Source organism: Maricaulis maris (assembly GCF_003634045.1).
Classification (GTDB): Bacteria; Pseudomonadota; Alphaproteobacteria; order Caulobacterales; family Maricaulaceae; genus Maricaulis; species Maricaulis maris.
In genome coordinates this window covers 99,784-117,080 of record NZ_RBIM01000007.1, presented here as the reverse complement: position 1 = coordinate 117,080, position 17,297 = coordinate 99,784, and the positions used below count along the sequence as shown (strand labels likewise).

The window sequence follows — 17,297 nt, the reverse complement described above, 5'->3', positions numbered from 1 at the left end:
TCGGCAGCCCCGCCACCGTTGTCCCGACTGGCAGTCAGGCCTGCTCCTAGCCCTGTCCCCGTTGAAATTCAATCATCTGGTGGCAGATCACATTTGAAGAAAATCACAGATAGATCGAATTTTACCGGACCGCTTATCCACGATTTAAGGTCACACATCTATCAAGGCGACGAACAGTGATCGGGCCTTGCCATGCGGACACCCCGCCAAGACATTCCGGAGACGACGCAGCCTCCCGGCCCGGCCCTGCCGGAGGCCGACGAGGTCCTGATTGCCTACAAGCCGATCCTGAACGGCGCGACCATCGCGATCCTGATGTTCATCGCCTATGACTTCGTGACCCGGCTCCTCTTCCCCAATCCGCTCTATGACGGCCCCATGCTGGTGATGAATGTCGTCGGCCTGGCGACACTCACCTTTGTCCACTTCTGCCTGCGTCACGAGTTGTCGACGCGTCAGCTGGACCTGTTGGGTGGGGTTATCTGTCTGGTTCTGTTCCTGAATTCCAACCTGCAGCAACTCCTGTCCTTCGAGCAGGAAAACCTTGTCTATTCCGTCCTGATGATGCCCGTTTTCGCGACTCTGCTGCCGCGACGGCGGTCGATCGTCATCGCCGTGGCGATCTGCTGCGTCATGCTAGGCTGGTTGGTACACGCCAATCTTCCGCACATGATGAACGACTACCTCTCGGTCGGCTTTGCCGGAGTCCTGACATCGGTCGCCATTGCCGTGATCATCCGCAATGCCGTCGTCAACGCGGTGAAGGCACGGCTGGAAGCCGTCAAGGACCGCGAGACCGCCGAGGTTCTTGCCGCCGAAGCCCGCCACCTGGCCGAATGCGACGCCCTCACCGACCTGCCCAACCGGCGCAGTTTTTTCCTGGCCCTGGAAAGCCGGCTGGCGCGCCTGCGCAGCCATGGCGAGCCCTTCATTCTCGGACTGGTTGATCTCGACGGTTTCAAACCGGTCAACGACACCTATGGCCACGCGGCCGGCGACGAAATGCTCAAGACTGTCGCCCGGCGCCTGACCGGTGTCGCCGGTGATACGGCCATGCCGGCCCGCCTCGGCGGTGACGAATTTGCCCTCATCGCCCCGGCACCATGCACCCGGACCGAAACTGTGCTGCAGCTCGGCCACAGGATCGAGGCGCAACTCTCGGAACCCTATGACCTGGGCGAATATACCTGCAAGGGATCGGGCTCGGTCGGCTTGTTGATCTGCGACGACCCGCAATTATCGACCCATGACCTGATGGAACGGGCCGACCATGCACTCTATTTCGCCAAGCGCGCCCTGCAAGGCAAGGCGGTCCTGTTCAACGCCGCGCTGGAACACGAGATGACGGCGTCGGGCCAGATCGACAAGGCGCTGCGCCGTTGCGACTACGAGGCTGAATTCACGGTCAAGTTCCAGCCGCAATATGATCTGGTGAAGTCGAAGATCACCGGCTTTGAAGCCCTCGCCCGCTGGGACTCCCCGGAGCTGGGAACGGTCGCACCGGACGTCTTCATCGCCGCAGCCGAGCGCGCCGGCCTGATCCGGCCCCTGACCCAGGTCCTGCTGGGCAAGGCGCTCGCTGCCATGGCCGACTGGCCGGAGGATGTCGCCCTGTCCTTCAACCTGTCCGCCCACGACCTGATGTCGCCGCAGGCCATGGACAGCGTGCTGGAAACCGTGAAGGCCAGCGGCCTGCCGGCCAGCCGGATCGAATTCGAGATCACCGAAACCGCGATGATGAGCGATTTCAACCAGGCCCGCCACGCCATCAACCGGATCTCGCAAGCGGGCCATTCGGTCGCCCTGGACGATTTCGGCGTCGGCTATTCCTCCCTGCAGTATCTGCAGCAATTGCCGGTCTCCAAGCTGAAGATCGACCGTTCCTTCGTCAGCGACATGCTGACCGACAGCTCGTCCTTCAAGATCGTGCGGACCATGTTGTCGCTTTCACAGACGCTTGATCTTGGCTGTGTCATCGAAGGCGTCGAGACCGAGGCCCAGATGCATATTCTGCGCTCGCTCGGCGCCCGCCACGTCCAAGGCTATCTCATCGGCGCGCCAATGGCGGCGGACGACGTCCTGCCGTGCCTGACGACGACGCTTTCACCACGCCGGGCCCGTCCGGACATCGCGGCACCGGCACCGCGTCAGGCGCAAGCGTGAAACCGCGGCTCCGGATCGCGGCCCTGCTGACGGCCTGGCTTGTCCCGGCGATACCGGCCCTTGCCGATGACGTCATGGACGGCCACGCCCGCCGCGGCGCCGTCTATCAGCGAATGACCCAGCCCGATCTCACCCCGCAAGCCTGTGCCGTCCTGTGCGACGACGACGCGATGTGCCGGTCCTGGGTGTGGACCCGGGCCGAGCTGACCGGCAGCGATCCCGGTTGCGCCCTGCTCGCCAGCACGCCGACACCCTATCGCGCGCCCGGCCGAGTTACAGGCCTGTCCAGCGCGGTCAGCGCCCGCATCGAAGCCACATCTGAACGGCCACCGAGCGAGCAGGAAATACAAGCCCTGAGAGCCGCTCAGAGCAACCCGAACTGAGGGTTGTGCAATCGTCGCGGTTTTCAGCGCGTCGTGAACAATTTGAACCATCGCCCGTACGTTTTTTTTACCCGCGGCAGGCAGATTGAGCCCCTATCCTCGTTTGGAGTGCCCCATGGCTGTCATCAGCAAGCTCAACAATCTGGTCGACCTGGCACGCGAGAAATCGAGTGATCGCCGGCGGACCCTGTTGCGCGAGGTGACCGATCTCTTCTTCGAGGAACCGCCGGCGCGTGACAGCGCGGTATCGGGACGGTTTGATGAAGTCCTCTCCGCGCTGGCCGAACAGACTGCCCAGGACGCCCGCGAGGAATTGTCCCAGCGCTTCGCCGACACGCCACTGGCGCCGCGCGGCCTGGTCCTGAAACTGGCCCAGGACGCGATCGAGGTCGCCGGCCCGATGTTGTCGAAATCCTCCGTCCTGTCCGAGGATGATTTGATGGCCATCGCCGAGAAGGGTGGCCAGCACCACCTCAAGGCGATGTCGAAACGCGAGGCCGTTTCCGAACGCCTGTCCGACACGATTGTTCGCCGCGGCGATGACGAAACGGTCGCGACGCTGATCTCGAACGAGGGCGCCCAGCTGTCACGGGAAGCCTTCGAGACCGTCTCCGAACGGGCCGAAACCTCGCAAGTCCTGCAGGCGCCGCTGGTCCGCCGGAGTGATACGCCAAACGACATCCTCGCCGACATGATGCTGACCGTGCGCAATCATTTGCGCGACCAGATCATGGAGAAGTTTGACAGCGTCGATCCGGACATCATCGACCAGGCGATGGCCGTCTCCAGGGCGCGCCTCGCAGCCCGCATGAAGCAGGACAAGGCGGTCGAGGAAGCCCGCAAATTCGTGCGCGCCATGGCGATGCGCAAAAAGCTCGATGGCGGCCTTCTGGCCCGCCTCATGCGCGAGGGCGAAGACGTGAAATGCCATGTCGCCTTCGCCGAAATGACCGGCGTCGACTACCCGGCCGCCAAGCGCGCCATCGAACAGGAAAGCATTGATCCGCTCGCCCTGATCTGCCGCTCCGCCGGCTTCGACAAGGCCCTCTTCGTCACTCTCGCCGTGCTGCGCCACAATGGCGGCGAAGACGCCTTCCGCGATGCCCGAGAACTGGGCCAGCTCTACGACAAGATCACCCCCGACGACGCCGCAAGGGCGATGCGCTTCTGGCGCATGCGCCGGGACATGGCGGCTTAGGGGGCGGGCGCATTTGCCAGGTCGACCGGCTTCGTCCACATGCGTAACCACTCGGCGTATTCGCCTTGCAAACACTTGCCTGCGGCCAAGGCCAAGGTATGACGCACGACATCAATTTCCGATGCCGTCAAATTCAATCCGTTGATCCCGAGAAATATGAACGCCGCCAAAAACGCCGTGCGCTTGTTGCCGTCCACGAACGGATGCGCCGAAGCGAGGCCGTGCGCATATTTCGCGGCCAGCGCATGCAGGTCCGTCAGTCCAGACTCATAGGCTTGCGACGGACGAACCAGCGAGCTGTCCAAACCTTCCGCATCGCGCAGACCCGCCGCACCGCCATGCTCTGCGATCTGCATGTCGTGAACGGCAAACACGACTGCCGGTGACAACCATTTCGGGGCGCTCACCGGGCCAATTCACGCAAGGCATTGCGATAGGCAGCCATGCCCTCCTTTGCCGCCTCGAGCTGTTCGCTGAAAGCCGGGTCATAGGGGGTGATCCGCATTGATCCGTCCGGTGCTTCGGTCACATAAAGGACGTCACCGGCCGCCAGCTTGAAGCGTTCGAGCAGGGCCTTGGGCAAAACGACGCCCTGCGAGTTGCCGATTGTGCGAATTTTCAGACGGGTCATGACATCACCTCGTGTGGTCACGTGTGTTATAACACATCCGGGCTGCGTCCGGAACGAGCGACCGAAGAGTATCTGGGAAACTTCCCGGCTTCCTCCGACCATGCCAGTCTCCCAACATGCCTGCCCCCTTCGACCCCGCCGCCGCAACACGCGCCACTGCCAGGCTGGATGCCTGGTTGGCGGCGGCGCGCTTGCGGCTGGAGATTGTTCCGTCCGACTTTGCGGTCCTGCACGGTGATGCCGTCGATATCCTCGTTCACAGCGACACCCTGCCGCCCCTGCGGGTGACCGTGTTTGACGAGTATGGCGACCTCGCAACCCACGACACCTTGCTGGCAGTGATGATGATAGGGCGCGGATTTGCCGAGTTGGCCGATGCGGCGGACCTGTCGCGCTGGGCGCTGGCCGAGGGGCTGGATGCCGCCGATCCGGGGGTGGCGCTCCTGTATCAGCAACTCAACGCGGCCCGGTCCGCTTTCCTGGCGGCCTGGGGCGATATCCCGGATGTGATCACGGATCTGGACTGGCAGCTAAACTCGGGCGCCGCTCAGGCGCTGCGGCGACGGGCCGGATTGCTGCCGAGCGGATGACGATCTCTTCTTCCCCATCACATGGGGAAGTGGGCCGATGCGCAGCATGGGGCCGATGGGGCCGAGCATAGCGAGGAAATCCGCTCGCCGCCTAAGGCGGCCCCTCCGTCTCGCCGCTGGCGCGACGATCCACCTCCCCACTTTGTGGGGAGGAAAAGTCCGCCTCAGCCCTTGCCGGCCTCACCCGCAAGCACGGCCTTCGCCGCGTCATCGCCCGGCGGCGAAAACACTTCCGCGCCGCTTTCGACATAGATGCTGGTCGAGGGGAAGGCGAATTCGGTGCCGGCGGCTTCAACCGTCTCCTTGATGAAAAAGGCGAGCTCTTCCTTCAGGCGCAGCCATTCGCCCCAATTGGTGGTCTTGGTGAAGCAATACAGCATGAAGTCGATCGAGGACGGGCCGAAACTGTCGACCCGCATGAAGGTCGAAACCTCCGGCGCCTGGGCGTATTCGGGATGGCTCTCGACATAACCGAGCACCTTGTCGCGGATCTCGCGCAATTGCTCAGCGGTGGTGTCATAGCGCACGCCGATGATCCAATAGGTGCGGCGATGGGTCATGCGGGTGAAATTGGTGACCGCATTGTCGGAGAGTTTCGAATTGGGGACATAGACCGGCCCCTTGTCGAAGCGGCGCACCACGGTGGAGCGGAAATTGATTTCCTCCACCGTGCCTTCGACAACGCCATCCACCTTCACCCAGTCGCCCGGCAGAAAGCGCTTTTCGGTCAGGATGAGAATGCCGGCGATCAGGTTCTTGAACAGGTCCTGGGCGCCCAGACCGATGGCAACGCCGAACAGGCCGAGACCGGCGACTATGCCCGCCACCGGAATGTCCCACACCTGCAGAACGGCGGCCGCGCCGACGATGATGAAAACAATGCGCAGCGCCTTGGTCATCCAATCGACCATGACCGGGGTCAGCGCATTGCGCAGGCCCTGCAGGGCATGGGCCAGCGGGCCGACCGCATTATGCAGCGACCAGAACAGGGCAATCACGACCAGCGACTGGACGAATTGATGGCCCCGCAGGGCGCCCTCGGCGCCGATCTGGAGAATGTTCAGCGCGAAGAAGAGGCTGACAATCACCGGCACCAGTTTCATCGGGCCGCTCAAGGCATCGACGACGGCATCGTCGAAGGTGGTCTCCGTGCGTTCGGCAAGGCGCTTGAGTGCGGCGATCAGCCAGCGCGCGATCAGCCCGCGGGCGACCAGGCCGATCACCACGATCAAAAGCGCGGCCAGACCCTGTCCGACACTGACGCCAAGAAAGGAGGTATTCCAGACCTCGATCGCGATGCCCCACAGCTCCTGCGCCTGTTCGGGCAGGCTGTCGTCTATCGTCGGGCTGGCCGGCGTCACTGCCGGTGCGGCTGTCATCATGCCGAACGCTCCTTGGCGCGATGGAAGGTGAGGTCGGGGAATTTCTCCTCCGAATAGGAAACTTCCCAAGCGGATTTGGCGAGGAAGACCGCATCGCCATTGATGTCCTCGGCCATGGCCGATTTGTGGCGGTCGGCAAAGGCTTCGATCTTGTCCCGATCGCCCGACAACCAGCGCGCGGTATCATAGGGGGCCGGCTCGAAATCGACCTCGAGACCGTATTCCGCCGCGACCCGTTCACGCATCACATCAATCTGCAGCGCGCCGACCGCACCGACGATGAAATCACCGCCAAGCGTCGGCCGGAAGAGCTGGGTCACGCCTTCTTCGGCGAGGCTCTCGAGGGCCTTCTTGAGGTGTTTCGCTTTCAGCGGATCAGCCAAGCGGGCCCGGCGCAGGATTTCCGGCGCGAAGTTCGGGATGCCCGAGAAGCGCAGCTTGCCGCTCTCGGACAGGCTGTCACCAACCCGCAGCGTGCCGTGGTTGGGCACACCCATCACGTCACCAGCGAAAGCCTCGTCGGCGATTTCGCGATCCTGGGCGAAGAACAGGATGGGCGATGACACGGTGAGCTGCTTACCGGCCTCGGTCTTGAGTTTCATGCCGCGTTTGAACGTGCCGGAACACAGGCGCACAAAAGCGACCCGGTCGCGGTGATTGGGGTCCATATTGGCCTGCACCTTGAACACGAAGCCGGCGACTTCCTTGCCACCCGGCTCGAGTTCCACTGCCTGGCCGCCCTTGATCGCCGCCATCGGCCCCGGTCCGGGAATGATGTCGGCGAGACCATCCAGTAACTCGCGCACGCCGAAGCCGCGCAGGGCCGAGCCGAAGAAGACCGGCGTCATATGGCCTTCCAGGAAGCTCTGCATCTTGAAGGCCGGGCACAGCTCGGCCGCGACTTCCGCGCCCTCTTCCAGCTCGGCCAACTCGTCCTGGGACACATGCGCGCGGATCTCGTCGCCATCGAGCGCCCAGCGCGGGCTGGCGGCGGTGTCGTCGCGATCATCGCCAGGCTTTTGATAGCCGACGAAATTCTTGGTCCGCAGATCAAGCACACCCTTGAAACGATTGCCGGAACCGGATGGCCATTGCATCGGTACCGTGTCCAGCGCCAGCTTGTCCTGGATGTCTTCCAGCAGGTCGACCGGATCGAGCGCTTCGCGGTCCATCTTGTTGATGAAGGTGACAATCGGAATGTCGCGCAGGCGGCAGACCTCGACCAGCTTCAAGGTCCGCGGCTCAACGCCCTTGGCCGCATCAAGCACCATGATCGCACTATCAGCCGCAGTCAGCGTTCGATAGGTGTCTTCGGAGAAGTCTTCGTGGCCCGGCGTGTCGAGCAGGTTGAACAGCAAGGCGCGGTGTTCGAAGGTCATCACCGAGGCCGAGACCGAAATCCCGCGTTCCTGCTCGATCTTCATCCAGTCCGACTGGGTCCGGCGGTTTTCGCCGCGGGCGCGCACCTGACCAGCCAGCCGGATGGCACCGGCTGACAGGAGCAGGGTCTCGGTCAGCGTGGTCTTACCGGCATCCGGGTGGGAGATGATCGCGAAAGAGCGGCGGCGCGCCCATTCCGGAGCGTCTGAAGTCGGGGTCGTCATGATGGACTCACAGGTGATGCAGGGCGTTCGGTTACCCTGTTACCGGGCCGCTAGGCAAGCCACCTCAAGCGGCCAGCCAGACCTGGTCATTGATCTGGTGCGCCGTGAGATCGCCATTGGTCTGATCGCGCCACAGCGAAGCCAGCGTCGTGATCGAGACATTGGCATAGCGCAGGCCGACCTCCTGAAAGCCGGTGGCGTCGTCCGGCCGGACCGCCAGCAGCGCATTCGCGCCGGGCGCGACAAAGCTGATCAGCGCCACCAGATGGCGGACATGTTCCGGCTTGTTATGGGCGATATGCGGGTCAGCAAACACGGCCTCGCGCACCAGGGAATTCAGCTGGGCGGCCGTCAAAGTCTCGATCTGGGCGGTCGAAAGCGGAATTTTGCCGGAGCGCAAAACGCTCTTCAGATCACCCAGGTCGAAGACGACATCGTTGAAAAGAAACAACATCGCAAACTCGAACCTTGTTGAGCTGTTGGAACCGCACTGACCCTAGCGCGGTGACGTTAAGGATTGTCTACCGGCTCGGTCAGGAAATGCCGCCCCTGCCGGTCCTCGATCTCGATCAGCCAGAGATCCGGGTCCTGGTCGATGCGCTTGCGGCACCAGGCGTCGAGCTCGGCCTCGTCGGTTTCGCGCCGGCAGGTCCAGATACGACTGCCCTCCTCGTCCCGCGACGGCACATAAAGCTGTGCCAGCGACGGCCCACTTACCACCTTCACGAGCACTGCCCCGGCATCTTCGTCTCCCCGGCGAATCACATAAATCGCCGCCAACCCCAATTCAGCCCTGCGAATCAAGGCGTCGACCCAGAATTTTGATTTCAGAGCACTCATTTTCGTTGCTGGCCGCCCAATTGCTTAATAATCTGTAAACGGGTGAGGGAGCGTTCTATGTTGGTACGAGTATTGTCGTCTGCGGTTGCCGCTTTGGCTATCGTTGCGTCCGGCACATTTGCCGTTTGGGGCCAGAGTACAGGATCGACCGACGCGGCGGCGGGACAAACGCCTGCGGCAGAGGTTGATACAATTCCGGTCAACACGGAAGAGCGCAGCCTGTCGGATCTCGATGGCGGCGCCGATGCCTTCATCCTCTCCACCACGCGCCGGCTGGCCCGGATCGATTTCACCCTGCCGCCGCATGTCCAGACCTCGGAAGCCTGGCTGCGCCTGGCAGCCCGCCCGGCCAGCGACAGCACGGCCGGCCTGATCCATGTCTCGGTCAATGGCGGTGAAGCGATCACCATCCGGCCGCAGGCACGGCCGATGGAAGCCCGTTTCGCGCTCTTCTCCGCTGATTTCCGTCCCGGCAGCAACACGCTCGAGATCGCCTATTCCACCGACACCTCGGCCGCCGGCTGGATTGTCGATGCCCGTCGCTCGCAAATGCGGCTGACGCTGGAGCCGGTGGCACCGATCGACACGCTGGAAAGCCTGGAACAGGCGCTGGCTGCCGATTTTGCCGCGCCGCGCCGGATCGCCCTCATCACCGATGCCAGTCGTGAACGAGTGACGCTGGAAGCCTTGGTCGCCCAAGGTCTCGCCCTGCGCGCCGGCCAGGTCCCGCTCTTCACCGCCAATGCCGACGAGGCCGACCTGATTGTCCGCATCGCCGACAATGACCGTCTCGCCGCCGACGACCGCGCCGCCCTGCGCTCGGGTGATCGCTCGACCGGTCCGGAGATCGCCTTCCGCAATGAACGCGGCCTGCCGCATCTGGTCGTTACCGGCCGCAATCTCGACGAGGCGACCGCCGCGGCCCGCCTGATGGCAGCGCGCTCCTTCATCGGCTATCGCCGCGGCTTCCTCGCCGCCGATGCGATGACGGCAACCCGTCTCGGCACACGTCAGATCCGCGATGCCCGCACGCTGCACGCCAATGCCGACCTGCGCACCTTTGCCGACAGCGGCCTGCCCTTCAGTGCCGATCAGGGGTCTCGCACTGCGGTACAATTCTCGACCCAGTTCGACGCCGACCGCCATGGTGCCCTGTCCGTCCTCGCCCGCGCCGCGCTGATCTCCGGCGAGGCCTGGCTCTATGCCTGGTATGGCGATGCCAGCGAGACCGCCCCGGCCAATCACAACCTGTTGGTCATCGGCCCCGGCTCGACCGAGATCGCCGCCGTTGACCGCAATGCCCCGCCCGAGCTGCGCGCCGCCTTGCGCGCTGCCGAACGCTCGCGCGGACAACGCGGCCTGATGCGCCTCGCCGCCGCCGCCTATGCCGACGCCGCGGATGCGGAAGCCGGTAATGAAGTGGGGATCGGTGTCGCCTCCCTGTTCCGCGACCAGGCCAATAATGGTCGCTGGATCGGCACGCTGACCGCACCGGACATTGCCTCCTTCGAGGCCGCCGGTCGCTCGCTGGCCCGGTCCGACCTGTGGACGGCACTGGAAGGCCGGGCTGCGGTCTGGAGTGCCCGCGGGGTCACCGCACTGGATTACACCGTGGTCGCACCAAGCCTGGTCGAACGGGTCCAGGAATTCGCCGTCGACCATACCCGCGACGCCGCCTTCCTGCTGTTCGGAGCGGCGTTCCTCCTGCTGGTGCGCGGTTTCTTCGGTCGCCGCAAACAGGCCCGGGCCCAAGCCTAGTGTGGCAAAACTTAGTGATTGAATTCGCTAAGCATTAACCACCCTTCTTCACGTGGCATCAAAGCCCGCCTGCTAGACAGGTCCCATGCAAGCGGGATCTGTCATGCACGCGATCATCAAAACGATCTGCCTCGGATTGGGACTGACCAGTCTGGCCGCACCGGCCCTGGCCGACGATGCGACCGCCGCCATTTATGGCGAGCGTCAACTCGCCCTCGCGGTCGATGCCCGCTGCGACCTCTTCACGGCCGGTCAGCGCAACGCCCTTGACGCTGCCCGCCTGCAAGCCCGCGGCCTGTTGTTGCGTGAAGGCATCTCGCTGCACGCCCTCGACGATTATGCCCGTGAGCTGCAACAACAAGCGTCCGGCATTGCCTGCAACGACCCCGCCGTCGGTGATCTGCAAAACCGCGTCGTCGACGCCTTTGCCGGCTGGGTCCGCATTCCGGCGATGGATTTCCCCGGCACCCATTTCACCTGGACCTCCAGCCGCGGTGTCATGCCGGACATGCCGGTCTGGTCGATCGTGCAGGACCAGGGCGATCTGAAGATCGGGGTCTCGACCCGCAGCGGTCAGCGCCAGCTCAGCCTCACCCTGCCCGGCAATGAGCGGGCCACCTCGGCCATTCTCGTCCTGCGCGACATGGAGCGCCAGCCGACGCTGTATGATGCCACGATGGGCGGCACCTATACCGGCCCGACCGACGCCCCCTGGGCTCGCTGGACCCCGCCCCGCTTTGCCGAGACACGCGTCTGGGCCAGCGCCCGCGATGCCGGTCGTACCGCCGCCACCCTGGCCGGTGAAGACCGCGCCACCCTGTTCGACTTCCCGATCTCGGCCGCCGACGCGCTGGCTGCACGAGACCCGCGCGAAACCGCCCGCATCGAACTGATGGACCGCCACGGCCATATCGTCGCCCGCCACCACATCGAAATCGGCGACTTCGCTGCTGCGCTGGCGTTTCTGCGCGGGGCTGACCGCGGTGAGGTGCGGAGTTAGGGCACGGGGCTCTCCCCTGTTGTCATCCCTGATGGACGCCCCGCGAAGGCGGGGCGAAAGTCAGGGACCCAGCTGATAGCAACATGTTGGTCCCCGCCTTGCGTCCGGCCTTCGCCGGACATCCAGCGGGGATGACAAGGGTTCGAATTTCCCCTCACCGCAGCCAGCACTGGCCGGATCGCCCTTCAGCCGCTATGACCCCGGCCAAGAGTACGGGCGTGATGTCCGGCGGGTGATGCGGCGCGGTTGAAGTCCGGCCCTCACCACCCCTTTTTCCGGCCACTTCAACGCCCGTTGGACCCCGTCAATGCTGACGATTTCAAACCTCGATTATCGCATCGGCGAACGCTCGCTGTTCGAGAATGCCTCGGCACAGATCTTTTCCGGCTGGAAGGTCGGGCTGGTGGGGCGCAACGGGACCGGCAAGTCGACCCTGTTGAAGCTGATCCGCGAGGAGATCGACCAGCCCTCCTCCGACGCCTCGATCCGCCTCAATCGCGGTGCCCGCATGGGCTGGGTGGCGCAGGAGGTCGCACCGTCCGACGAGACCATCCTGGACGTGGTGCTGGCTACCGATGCCGAACGGCATGCCCTGATGCAGGAGTCGGAAACCGCGACCGATCCGGACCGCATCTCCGAGATCTTCATGCGCTTGGCCGATATCGACGCCTGGTCGGCGGAATCGCGGGCGGCGGAAGTCTTGATGGGTCTGGGCTTCACCGATGCCGACCTGTCGCGTCCGACACGCGAGTTCTCCGGCGGCTGGCGGATGCGGGCGGCGATTGCCGGCGTGCTGTTCTCACAGCCCGACCTTCTGCTGCTGGATGAGCCGACCAATTATCTCGACCTTGAAGGCGCCGCCTGGCTGGAGACCTATCTCAAGAAATACCCCCACACCGTGCTGATCGTCTCGCATGACCGGGAAATGCTGAACCGCTGCGTCACCCACACGCTGGCGCTGGAACACAAGCAGCTCTCCATCTCGCCGGGCGGTTATGATGACTGGCTGAAACTGCGCGCCGCCAAGACCGCGCTGCTGGAAAGCCAGCGCGCCAAGCAGGAAGCCGACCGCGCCCACCTGCAATCCTTCGTCGATCGTTTCGGGGCCAAGGCCTCCAAGGCGAGCCAGGCCCAGTCACGCGTGAAACGGCTGCAGAAGATGCAGGACATCTCCATCCCGATCGCCGAACGCACGACGCCGTTTTCATTCCCCACCTCGACCGACAAGCTGGCCGCCCCGCTGCTGCAATTGCGCGGCGCCTCGGTCGGCTACGGCAAGGACGCGGAAATTCTCAAAGGTGTCGAACTGCGGCTGGATCCCGATGACCGCATCGCCATTGTCGGGGCCAATGGCCAGGGCAAGACGACGCTGGTCAAATCCATCGCTCGCCGCCTGCCGCTGATGTCCGGCGAACGCACCGCGGCGCGCTCCCTGCGCATCGGCTATTTCTCGCAGGACCAGATGGATGAGCTGCGCCCCGGCGAAACCGTGCTCGACCATGTCCGCGACGCCCTGCCCGAGGGCACAATCCCGTCACGCTGCCGCGCCGTGGCGGCGGGGATGGGCTTTCCCTACGAGAAGGTCGAAACCAATATCGAGAAACTGTCCGGCGGCGAGAAGGTGCGCTTGCTGCTCGGCCTGATGGCGCTGGAAAAGCCGCACATCCTGATCCTCGACGAGCCGACCTCGCACCTTGATATCGACAGCCGCGAAGCCCTGATCTACGCCCTCAACGACTATAATGGCGCCGTCGTCCTGATCACCCACGACGTCTATCTCGCCGAAGGCACGGCCGACCAGCTCTGGCTGGTCAAGGATGGCCGCGCGACGCGCTATGATGGCGATCTCAATGACTACCGGAAGCTGATCCTGCAGGCCGACAAGGCCAAGGCGAAGGCCTGACCGACGGCCGCAAGCCCGCCAGTGGCCGGCATCAGTCGGGAAATTCGACGTAGCGCCAATAATGCCCGATCAGCTTGATCGCGGCCTCGAACTCGGCCCCGGCCCGGGCTTTGAGGATATAGGCGGCGACATGGTGATCAAACGCCGCAAGCCGGTCCCTGTCGGCGTTCGAGGTGGTCAACACCATGACCACGGCCCGGGTCAGCGCCGGATCGGCGCGCAGCTCGCCCAGGAACTCAATCCCGTTCATCACCGGCATGTTGAGATCGAGAAGCACGAGATAGGGAGGCCGGATGCCCGACGCCCCGTCCTCCCGCCGCAAAATCGCGAGCGCTTCCTCGCCATTGCGGGCCCGTACAACCGGATTGGCAACCCGGGCCTGTTGCAGGCCCCGCGAAACAGCCTCGGCGTCGATATCATCATCCTCGACCAACAGGATGGAAACTTCACGATTGAGATGCATCAGCTTCCCTCACCACAAGCGGACAGCGAACAATAAAACGGGACCCGCGCCCTGCGGATGGATCCGACTCGACATGGACATCGCCATCCAAACGCGCAACGGCCTTGGACACAATCGCCAATCCCATGCCGCTGCCCTCAACAACATCCTTGGCCTTGAGAGTCTGGAACATTTCGAACACCCGTTCCTGCTTCTCACGAGGTATGCCCGGCCCGTCATCAATCACGGCCAGTGTCCAGTCATCCACATCACAGGTCAAAACCACCTGCAAATGCCCGGCCTCCCGATCATGGTGCTTGACGGCATTGCGGACAAGATTGGCGACGATCACGAGAAGCAGATTTTTGTCGACCCTCGCCTCCAGCCGGTCGCCGCGGATATCGACCGTCCACGTCTCGGGAAGATCCTGCAGGGCAACGGCGCGCCGGACCTCCTCCAGCACGTCGACGCTCTGCAGCACCATCGCATTCCGCCCGACCCTGGAAAATTCAAGCAGGGCATCCAACAAGTCCTGCAAGCGACCGATCCGCGAATGGATCAGGCCAAGATAGCGCCGCGCCTCCTCTGACAGGTTCGCCGCCATGTCCTGTTCGAGCCAGTCGGCCAATTGCCGGATGCCACGCATCGGCGATTTCAGGTCGTGCGAGGCCAGATAGGCAAAGCTGTCGAGTTCGGAATTGGCTTGTTCGAGGTCCCGATTGGTCTGCGCGATCTGCCGGTTCTGCGCCAGCGAGCGAAGCAGGGCAGCCGAGGCCAGCAGGGCCAGTCCGCCGGAAATGAGACCGAGGACAAGCACCAGGTCAGCGATCACCTGTCGGGGCTGGAGCACGGCTGCGGCGTCCTGCCCGATGCCGACAAAGAAAGTCCCATCCAAGACTTGGACCTGGTCCCACATAATCATCTCGGTTGTGGTGTCGGCCAGCAGAAGCTCCGCCTCACCCAATACCGGCGAAACCGGCATGGCCGAGACCACCTCAGACAATACGAAAACGGCATTCATGACGCCGTCGAACTCACCATTGCGCACGTAAACCGGTGACATGGTGATGAAGCCCCTGCCGCCCTGCACGAAATCGAGAACGGGCGTTGCAACCGTGCGGCCGCTGTCGCGGGCACGCTCATAGACGGCGCGCCGGTCCGGAAAACTGAACAGATCAAGGCCGACCGCCTCCTCATTGCCGGCAAGGGGTTCCACCCAGGCCAGAATGCCATCGGTCCCGGCCCAGCTGACAGCCTGAATCATCCGATAGTCTGAGGCGTAGCGCAGCGCGTCGGCACGCCAATTCTCCTCTGACAGGCCGCCGACCCGCCCCCATCTCTGCGCCATGCGTTCCATCGCCAGGACCCGGTCGGCAATGCTGCCCGAAAGCTGGCGCGCGACATATCCCAGTTCCAGGTCGAGCTGGGCGCGTCGTGCATTCTGGGCATCTTCGCGAATGGCACCATGCGCGGACGCGAGCACAATCCCCAGTGCGAGGCCGAAACCGGCCAGCAGGCCCGCCACGGGCAAACGGCGCCGACGCAGAAGGGCCGCCAGCATCGACTCGCAGATCGGAACCGCCAGACAGGTTGCGGCGATTGTCGTCAGCACACCCATCCGCGTTTCCGGCACGAACCCGAAGACTTCCGCGGCGCCGATCAAATAGCCGATCACCGACGCCGCGATCGCGCCGATCGCCGCCGCACTGAACATGAAGGCGGCAATGGCCGCGCCTCGTATTGGTCGACCCGACAATCGGATCTGGGGCACGAAGACGGTCAGCCCCATCAACAGGATCGCCAATGCAGAATTGGGCGACATCCGGCCGGCAATGGCGCCGGGTTCGACAAATTGATGGGCGTGGAACAACTCATCCAGCGGCAGTCGGACACCGGTCGCGATTTCAAGCAGGTTAAGGGCGGCAATGCCTGCCCCCGCTCCTGCCAGCACGCCCGCTACGAGGCGATACCGCAGGCTCCCGGCAATCGCCCCGATGCCCACCAGCGCCAGCGCCAGGGCTGTGTTGAACTGCATCGGAGACAGGGTCGGCGACAACCGCACCACCGTTTCCAGACCCAGCTTCCAGCCGATCATGACGGTGACGCAGATCGCGATCGACACCAGCGCCAGCGCAATATGCCCGCGATGGGGTCCGGCCCGGGCGACGAGGGCAGCGAGGCGTGTGGGCGGGGTCTGCGCCATTCGGTCAGGCCTCCGGCAGGGTGAAAGTGAACAGGCTGCCGCCGGCAGATCGTGGCTCGCACCAGATCCGGCCGCCATGGGCATTGATGATCTTGCGGGAAATCGCCAGGCCCAGACCGTGACCGTCTGCCGATTCTTGGTGCGCGCGCTGCATGGGCTCGAAAATCCGGTCCTGGAGATCAGCCGGAACGCCCAGCCCGTTATCGGTAATTTCGACCGCCACGCCACCGGCCTCTTCGCGGGTCCGGATCGTTATCTCAAGAGGTGCGGACGAGCGGTATTTGACCGCGTTGAGGATGAGGTTGCGCACGACCCGCTCGACCTGCAGGCGATCCATGGGCGCCCGTCCGGCCGCGCTGACATGCACGGTCGCGTCGACCGCGTCCAACGCGGCCCGGGTTGATGCGACGGCATCGTCGACAACATCCTGCAGGGCGACGACCGGGGTCTCGCCGATCGCTTCACCGGCAATCGCGTAGTCCAGCATCGAGTCGATCAATTCCGCCATCTTGAAACCCTGTGTCCGGATCTTTGCCGCAAACTCCCGGGCCTGGGGCGAGACACCGTCGACGGCTTTCGCCAGCAGCGTGGCAAATCCGGTAATCCCGTTCAGCGGTGATTTGAGATCATGGGCCGCGTTGAACGCAAATTCACGCATCGCGACCTCCTTGGCCCGGGCCTCGCGGCGCAATCTCGCCCGCTCGGTCGCACTGACGAGCGCCCAGGCAAACCGCGAGTCGGTCATGTCCTCCTTGCCAAGATAGGCATCCGCGCCCTCGATGATGGCCGACGCGGCCAGCACCGGGTCTGCGCTCCCGGTGACCATGATCACCGGCACCAGCTCAAGCGATTTTTGCCGCCGCAGCGCGCGAATGGTGCTCAGCCCGTCCTCGTCCGGCATGGCAAAATCAACGAATGCAGCGTCAAAGGCCGGACCCCGGGCCACCTGGCGAAGCGCATCTTCGGCGGTCGCCGCGTGGCAACACACTGCACCCGGCTCCAGCTGACCCAGCTTGCGCTCGATCACCATCCGATCGAGATCGTCATCATCGATGATCAGGAAGCGTCTGGGCTCCGAGCCGGCGGGTTGTCTCTCCAACGCGAATGCTCCGGTTGCGGGGCCGATCACGCAGTCGAACCGACACAGCAAAAATGTCATGCGAATTGATAGTCCACCACAGAACGGTCCTGTCGCAAAAC

Annotated in this window: 16 protein-coding genes; 7 read left to right on the top strand and 9 right to left on the bottom strand. The window is 63.9% G+C overall.

Features of this window, described 5'->3' with window-relative positions; genetic code table 11:
- The first annotated feature begins 192 nt into the window (after positions 1–192).
- The 3 genes from C7435_RS14500 to C7435_RS14490 all read left to right on the top strand — a co-directional run bounded on the left by C7435_RS14500 (position 193) and on the right by C7435_RS14490 (position 3,744).
- The gene (locus tag C7435_RS14500) at positions 193–2,163 is read left to right on the top strand and encodes a putative bifunctional diguanylate cyclase/phosphodiesterase (RefSeq protein WP_121212238.1); all 1,971 of its coding nucleotides are present in this window, start codon (positions 193–195) and stop codon (positions 2,161–2,163) included.
- Entirely contained in the window at positions 2,160–2,546 is a 387-nt protein-coding gene (locus tag C7435_RS14495; RefSeq protein WP_121212237.1) for a PAN domain-containing protein, read from the top strand. The genes C7435_RS14500 and C7435_RS14495 overlap by 4 nt, the downstream gene beginning before the upstream one ends.
- A gap of 115 nt (positions 2,547–2,661) precedes the next feature.
- On the top strand, positions 2,662–3,744 hold the full coding sequence (locus C7435_RS14490; protein ID WP_121212236.1) for a DUF2336 domain-containing protein: 1,083 nt from the start codon (positions 2,662–2,664) through the stop codon (positions 3,742–3,744).
- Here the strand turns inward: C7435_RS14490 and C7435_RS14485 are convergent.
- Entirely contained in the window at positions 3,741–4,151 is a 411-nt protein-coding gene (locus C7435_RS14485; RefSeq protein ID WP_121212235.1) for a type II toxin-antitoxin system death-on-curing family toxin, read from the bottom strand. The two genes, C7435_RS14490 and C7435_RS14485, sit on opposite strands and share 4 nt — an antisense overlap.
- Positions 4,148–4,375 (bottom strand): AbrB/MazE/SpoVT family DNA-binding domain-containing protein, encoded by a 228-nt coding sequence (locus C7435_RS14480; protein WP_121212234.1) that lies wholly within the window; start codon positions 4,373–4,375, stop codon positions 4,148–4,150. Before C7435_RS14480 ends, C7435_RS14485 begins: the two co-directional genes overlap by 4 nt.
- A 116-nt stretch (positions 4,376–4,491) precedes the next feature.
- Here C7435_RS14480 and C7435_RS14475 point away from each other — a divergent pair, with 116 nt between their 5' ends.
- Entirely contained in the window at positions 4,492–4,965 is a 474-nt protein-coding gene (locus C7435_RS14475) for a hypothetical protein (protein WP_121212233.1), read from the top strand.
- 164 nt (positions 4,966–5,129) lie between these two features.
- On the opposite strand, the gene C7435_RS14470 is transcribed toward C7435_RS14475, so the two are convergent.
- The 4 genes from C7435_RS14470 to C7435_RS14455 all read right to left on the bottom strand — a co-directional run bounded on the left by C7435_RS14470 (position 5,130) and on the right by C7435_RS14455 (position 8,791).
- A complete protein-coding gene (locus tag C7435_RS14470) occupies positions 5,130–6,347 on the bottom strand; it encodes a mechanosensitive ion channel family protein (protein WP_233350791.1) in 1,218 nt (405 codons plus the stop codon).
- Positions 6,344–7,951, bottom strand: coding sequence for a peptide chain release factor 3 (locus C7435_RS14465; RefSeq protein WP_121212232.1), 1,608 nt, complete (start codon positions 7,949–7,951; stop codon positions 6,344–6,346). The genes C7435_RS14470 and C7435_RS14465 overlap by 4 nt, the downstream gene beginning before the upstream one ends.
- A 64-nt stretch (positions 7,952–8,015) precedes the next feature.
- Positions 8,016–8,405 carry a hypothetical protein gene (locus tag C7435_RS14460; protein ID WP_121212231.1) on the bottom strand — a complete coding sequence of 130 codons (390 nt, stop codon included), beginning with the start codon at positions 8,403–8,405 and terminating at the stop codon, positions 8,016–8,018.
- 56 nt (positions 8,406–8,461) lie between these two features.
- Positions 8,462–8,791, bottom strand: coding sequence for a DUF1491 family protein (locus tag C7435_RS14455; protein WP_121212230.1), 330 nt, complete (start codon positions 8,789–8,791; stop codon positions 8,462–8,464).
- 57 nt (positions 8,792–8,848) lie between these two features.
- Here C7435_RS14455 and C7435_RS14450 point away from each other — a divergent pair, with 57 nt between their 5' ends.
- The 3 genes from C7435_RS14450 to C7435_RS14440 all read left to right on the top strand — a co-directional run bounded on the left by C7435_RS14450 (position 8,849) and on the right by C7435_RS14440 (position 13,452).
- On the top strand, positions 8,849–10,549 hold the full coding sequence (locus C7435_RS14450; protein WP_147422714.1) for a cellulose biosynthesis cyclic di-GMP-binding regulatory protein BcsB: 1,701 nt from the start codon (positions 8,849–8,851) through the stop codon (positions 10,547–10,549).
- 103 nt (positions 10,550–10,652) lie between these two features.
- Positions 10,653–11,549, top strand: a complete 897-nt coding sequence (locus C7435_RS14445; RefSeq protein ID WP_121212228.1) for a hypothetical protein — start codon at positions 10,653–10,655, stop codon at positions 11,547–11,549.
- 307 nt (positions 11,550–11,856) lie between these two features.
- Positions 11,857–13,452 carry an ABC-F family ATP-binding cassette domain-containing protein gene (locus C7435_RS14440; RefSeq protein ID WP_075191042.1) on the top strand — a complete coding sequence of 532 codons (1,596 nt, stop codon included), beginning with the start codon at positions 11,857–11,859 and terminating at the stop codon, positions 13,450–13,452.
- A 31-nt stretch (positions 13,453–13,483) separates the two neighbouring features.
- Here the strand turns inward: C7435_RS14440 and C7435_RS14435 are convergent, their stop codons facing one another.
- The 3 genes from C7435_RS14435 to C7435_RS14425 are packed head-to-tail and all read right to left on the bottom strand — an operon-like array spanning position 13,484 to position 17,196.
- Positions 13,484–13,915 carry a response regulator gene (locus C7435_RS14435; protein ID WP_121212227.1) on the bottom strand — a complete coding sequence of 144 codons (432 nt, stop codon included), beginning with the start codon at positions 13,913–13,915 and terminating at the stop codon, positions 13,484–13,486.
- Positions 13,899–16,097, bottom strand: coding sequence for a sensor histidine kinase (locus C7435_RS14430; protein WP_170150486.1), 2,199 nt, complete (start codon positions 16,095–16,097; stop codon positions 13,899–13,901). Before C7435_RS14430 ends, C7435_RS14435 begins: the two co-directional genes overlap by 17 nt.
- 4 nt (positions 16,098–16,101) lie before the next feature.
- A complete protein-coding gene (locus C7435_RS14425; protein WP_170150485.1) occupies positions 16,102–17,196 on the bottom strand; it encodes an ATP-binding response regulator in 1,095 nt (364 codons plus the stop codon).
- Positions 17,197–17,297 lie beyond the last annotated feature (101 nt).

Coding starts and splice junctions, on each gene's coding strand:
- C7435_RS14500 (WP_121212238.1), top strand. CDS start 193: ATGCGGACACCCCGCCAAGACATTCCGGAGACGACGCAGCCTCCCGGC.
- C7435_RS14490 (WP_121212236.1), top strand. CDS start 2,662: ATGGCTGTCATCAGCAAGCTCAACAATCTGGTCGACCTGGCACGCGAG.
- C7435_RS14480 (WP_121212234.1), bottom strand. CDS start 4,375: ATGACCCGTCTGAAAATTCGCACAATCGGCAACTCGCAGGGCGTCGTT.
- C7435_RS14475 (WP_121212233.1), top strand. CDS start 4,492: ATGCCTGCCCCCTTCGACCCCGCCGCCGCAACACGCGCCACTGCCAGG.
- C7435_RS14470 (WP_233350791.1), bottom strand. CDS start 6,347: ATGATGACAGCCGCACCGGCAGTGACGCCGGCCAGCCCGACGATAGAC.
- C7435_RS14465 (WP_121212232.1), bottom strand. CDS start 7,951: ATGACGACCCCGACTTCAGACGCTCCGGAATGGGCGCGCCGCCGCTCT.
- C7435_RS14460 (WP_121212231.1), bottom strand. CDS start 8,405: ATGTTGTTTCTTTTCAACGATGTCGTCTTCGACCTGGGTGATCTGAAG.
- C7435_RS14455 (WP_121212230.1), bottom strand. CDS start 8,791: ATGAGTGCTCTGAAATCAAAATTCTGGGTCGACGCCTTGATTCGCAGG.
- C7435_RS14450 (WP_147422714.1), top strand. CDS start 8,849: ATGTTGGTACGAGTATTGTCGTCTGCGGTTGCCGCTTTGGCTATCGTT.
- C7435_RS14445 (WP_121212228.1), top strand. CDS start 10,653: ATGCACGCGATCATCAAAACGATCTGCCTCGGATTGGGACTGACCAGT.
- C7435_RS14440 (WP_075191042.1), top strand. CDS start 11,857: ATGCTGACGATTTCAAACCTCGATTATCGCATCGGCGAACGCTCGCTG.
- C7435_RS14435 (WP_121212227.1), bottom strand. CDS start 13,915: ATGCATCTCAATCGTGAAGTTTCCATCCTGTTGGTCGAGGATGATGAT.
- C7435_RS14430 (WP_170150486.1), bottom strand. CDS start 16,097: ATGGCGCAGACCCCGCCCACACGCCTCGCTGCCCTCGTCGCCCGGGCC.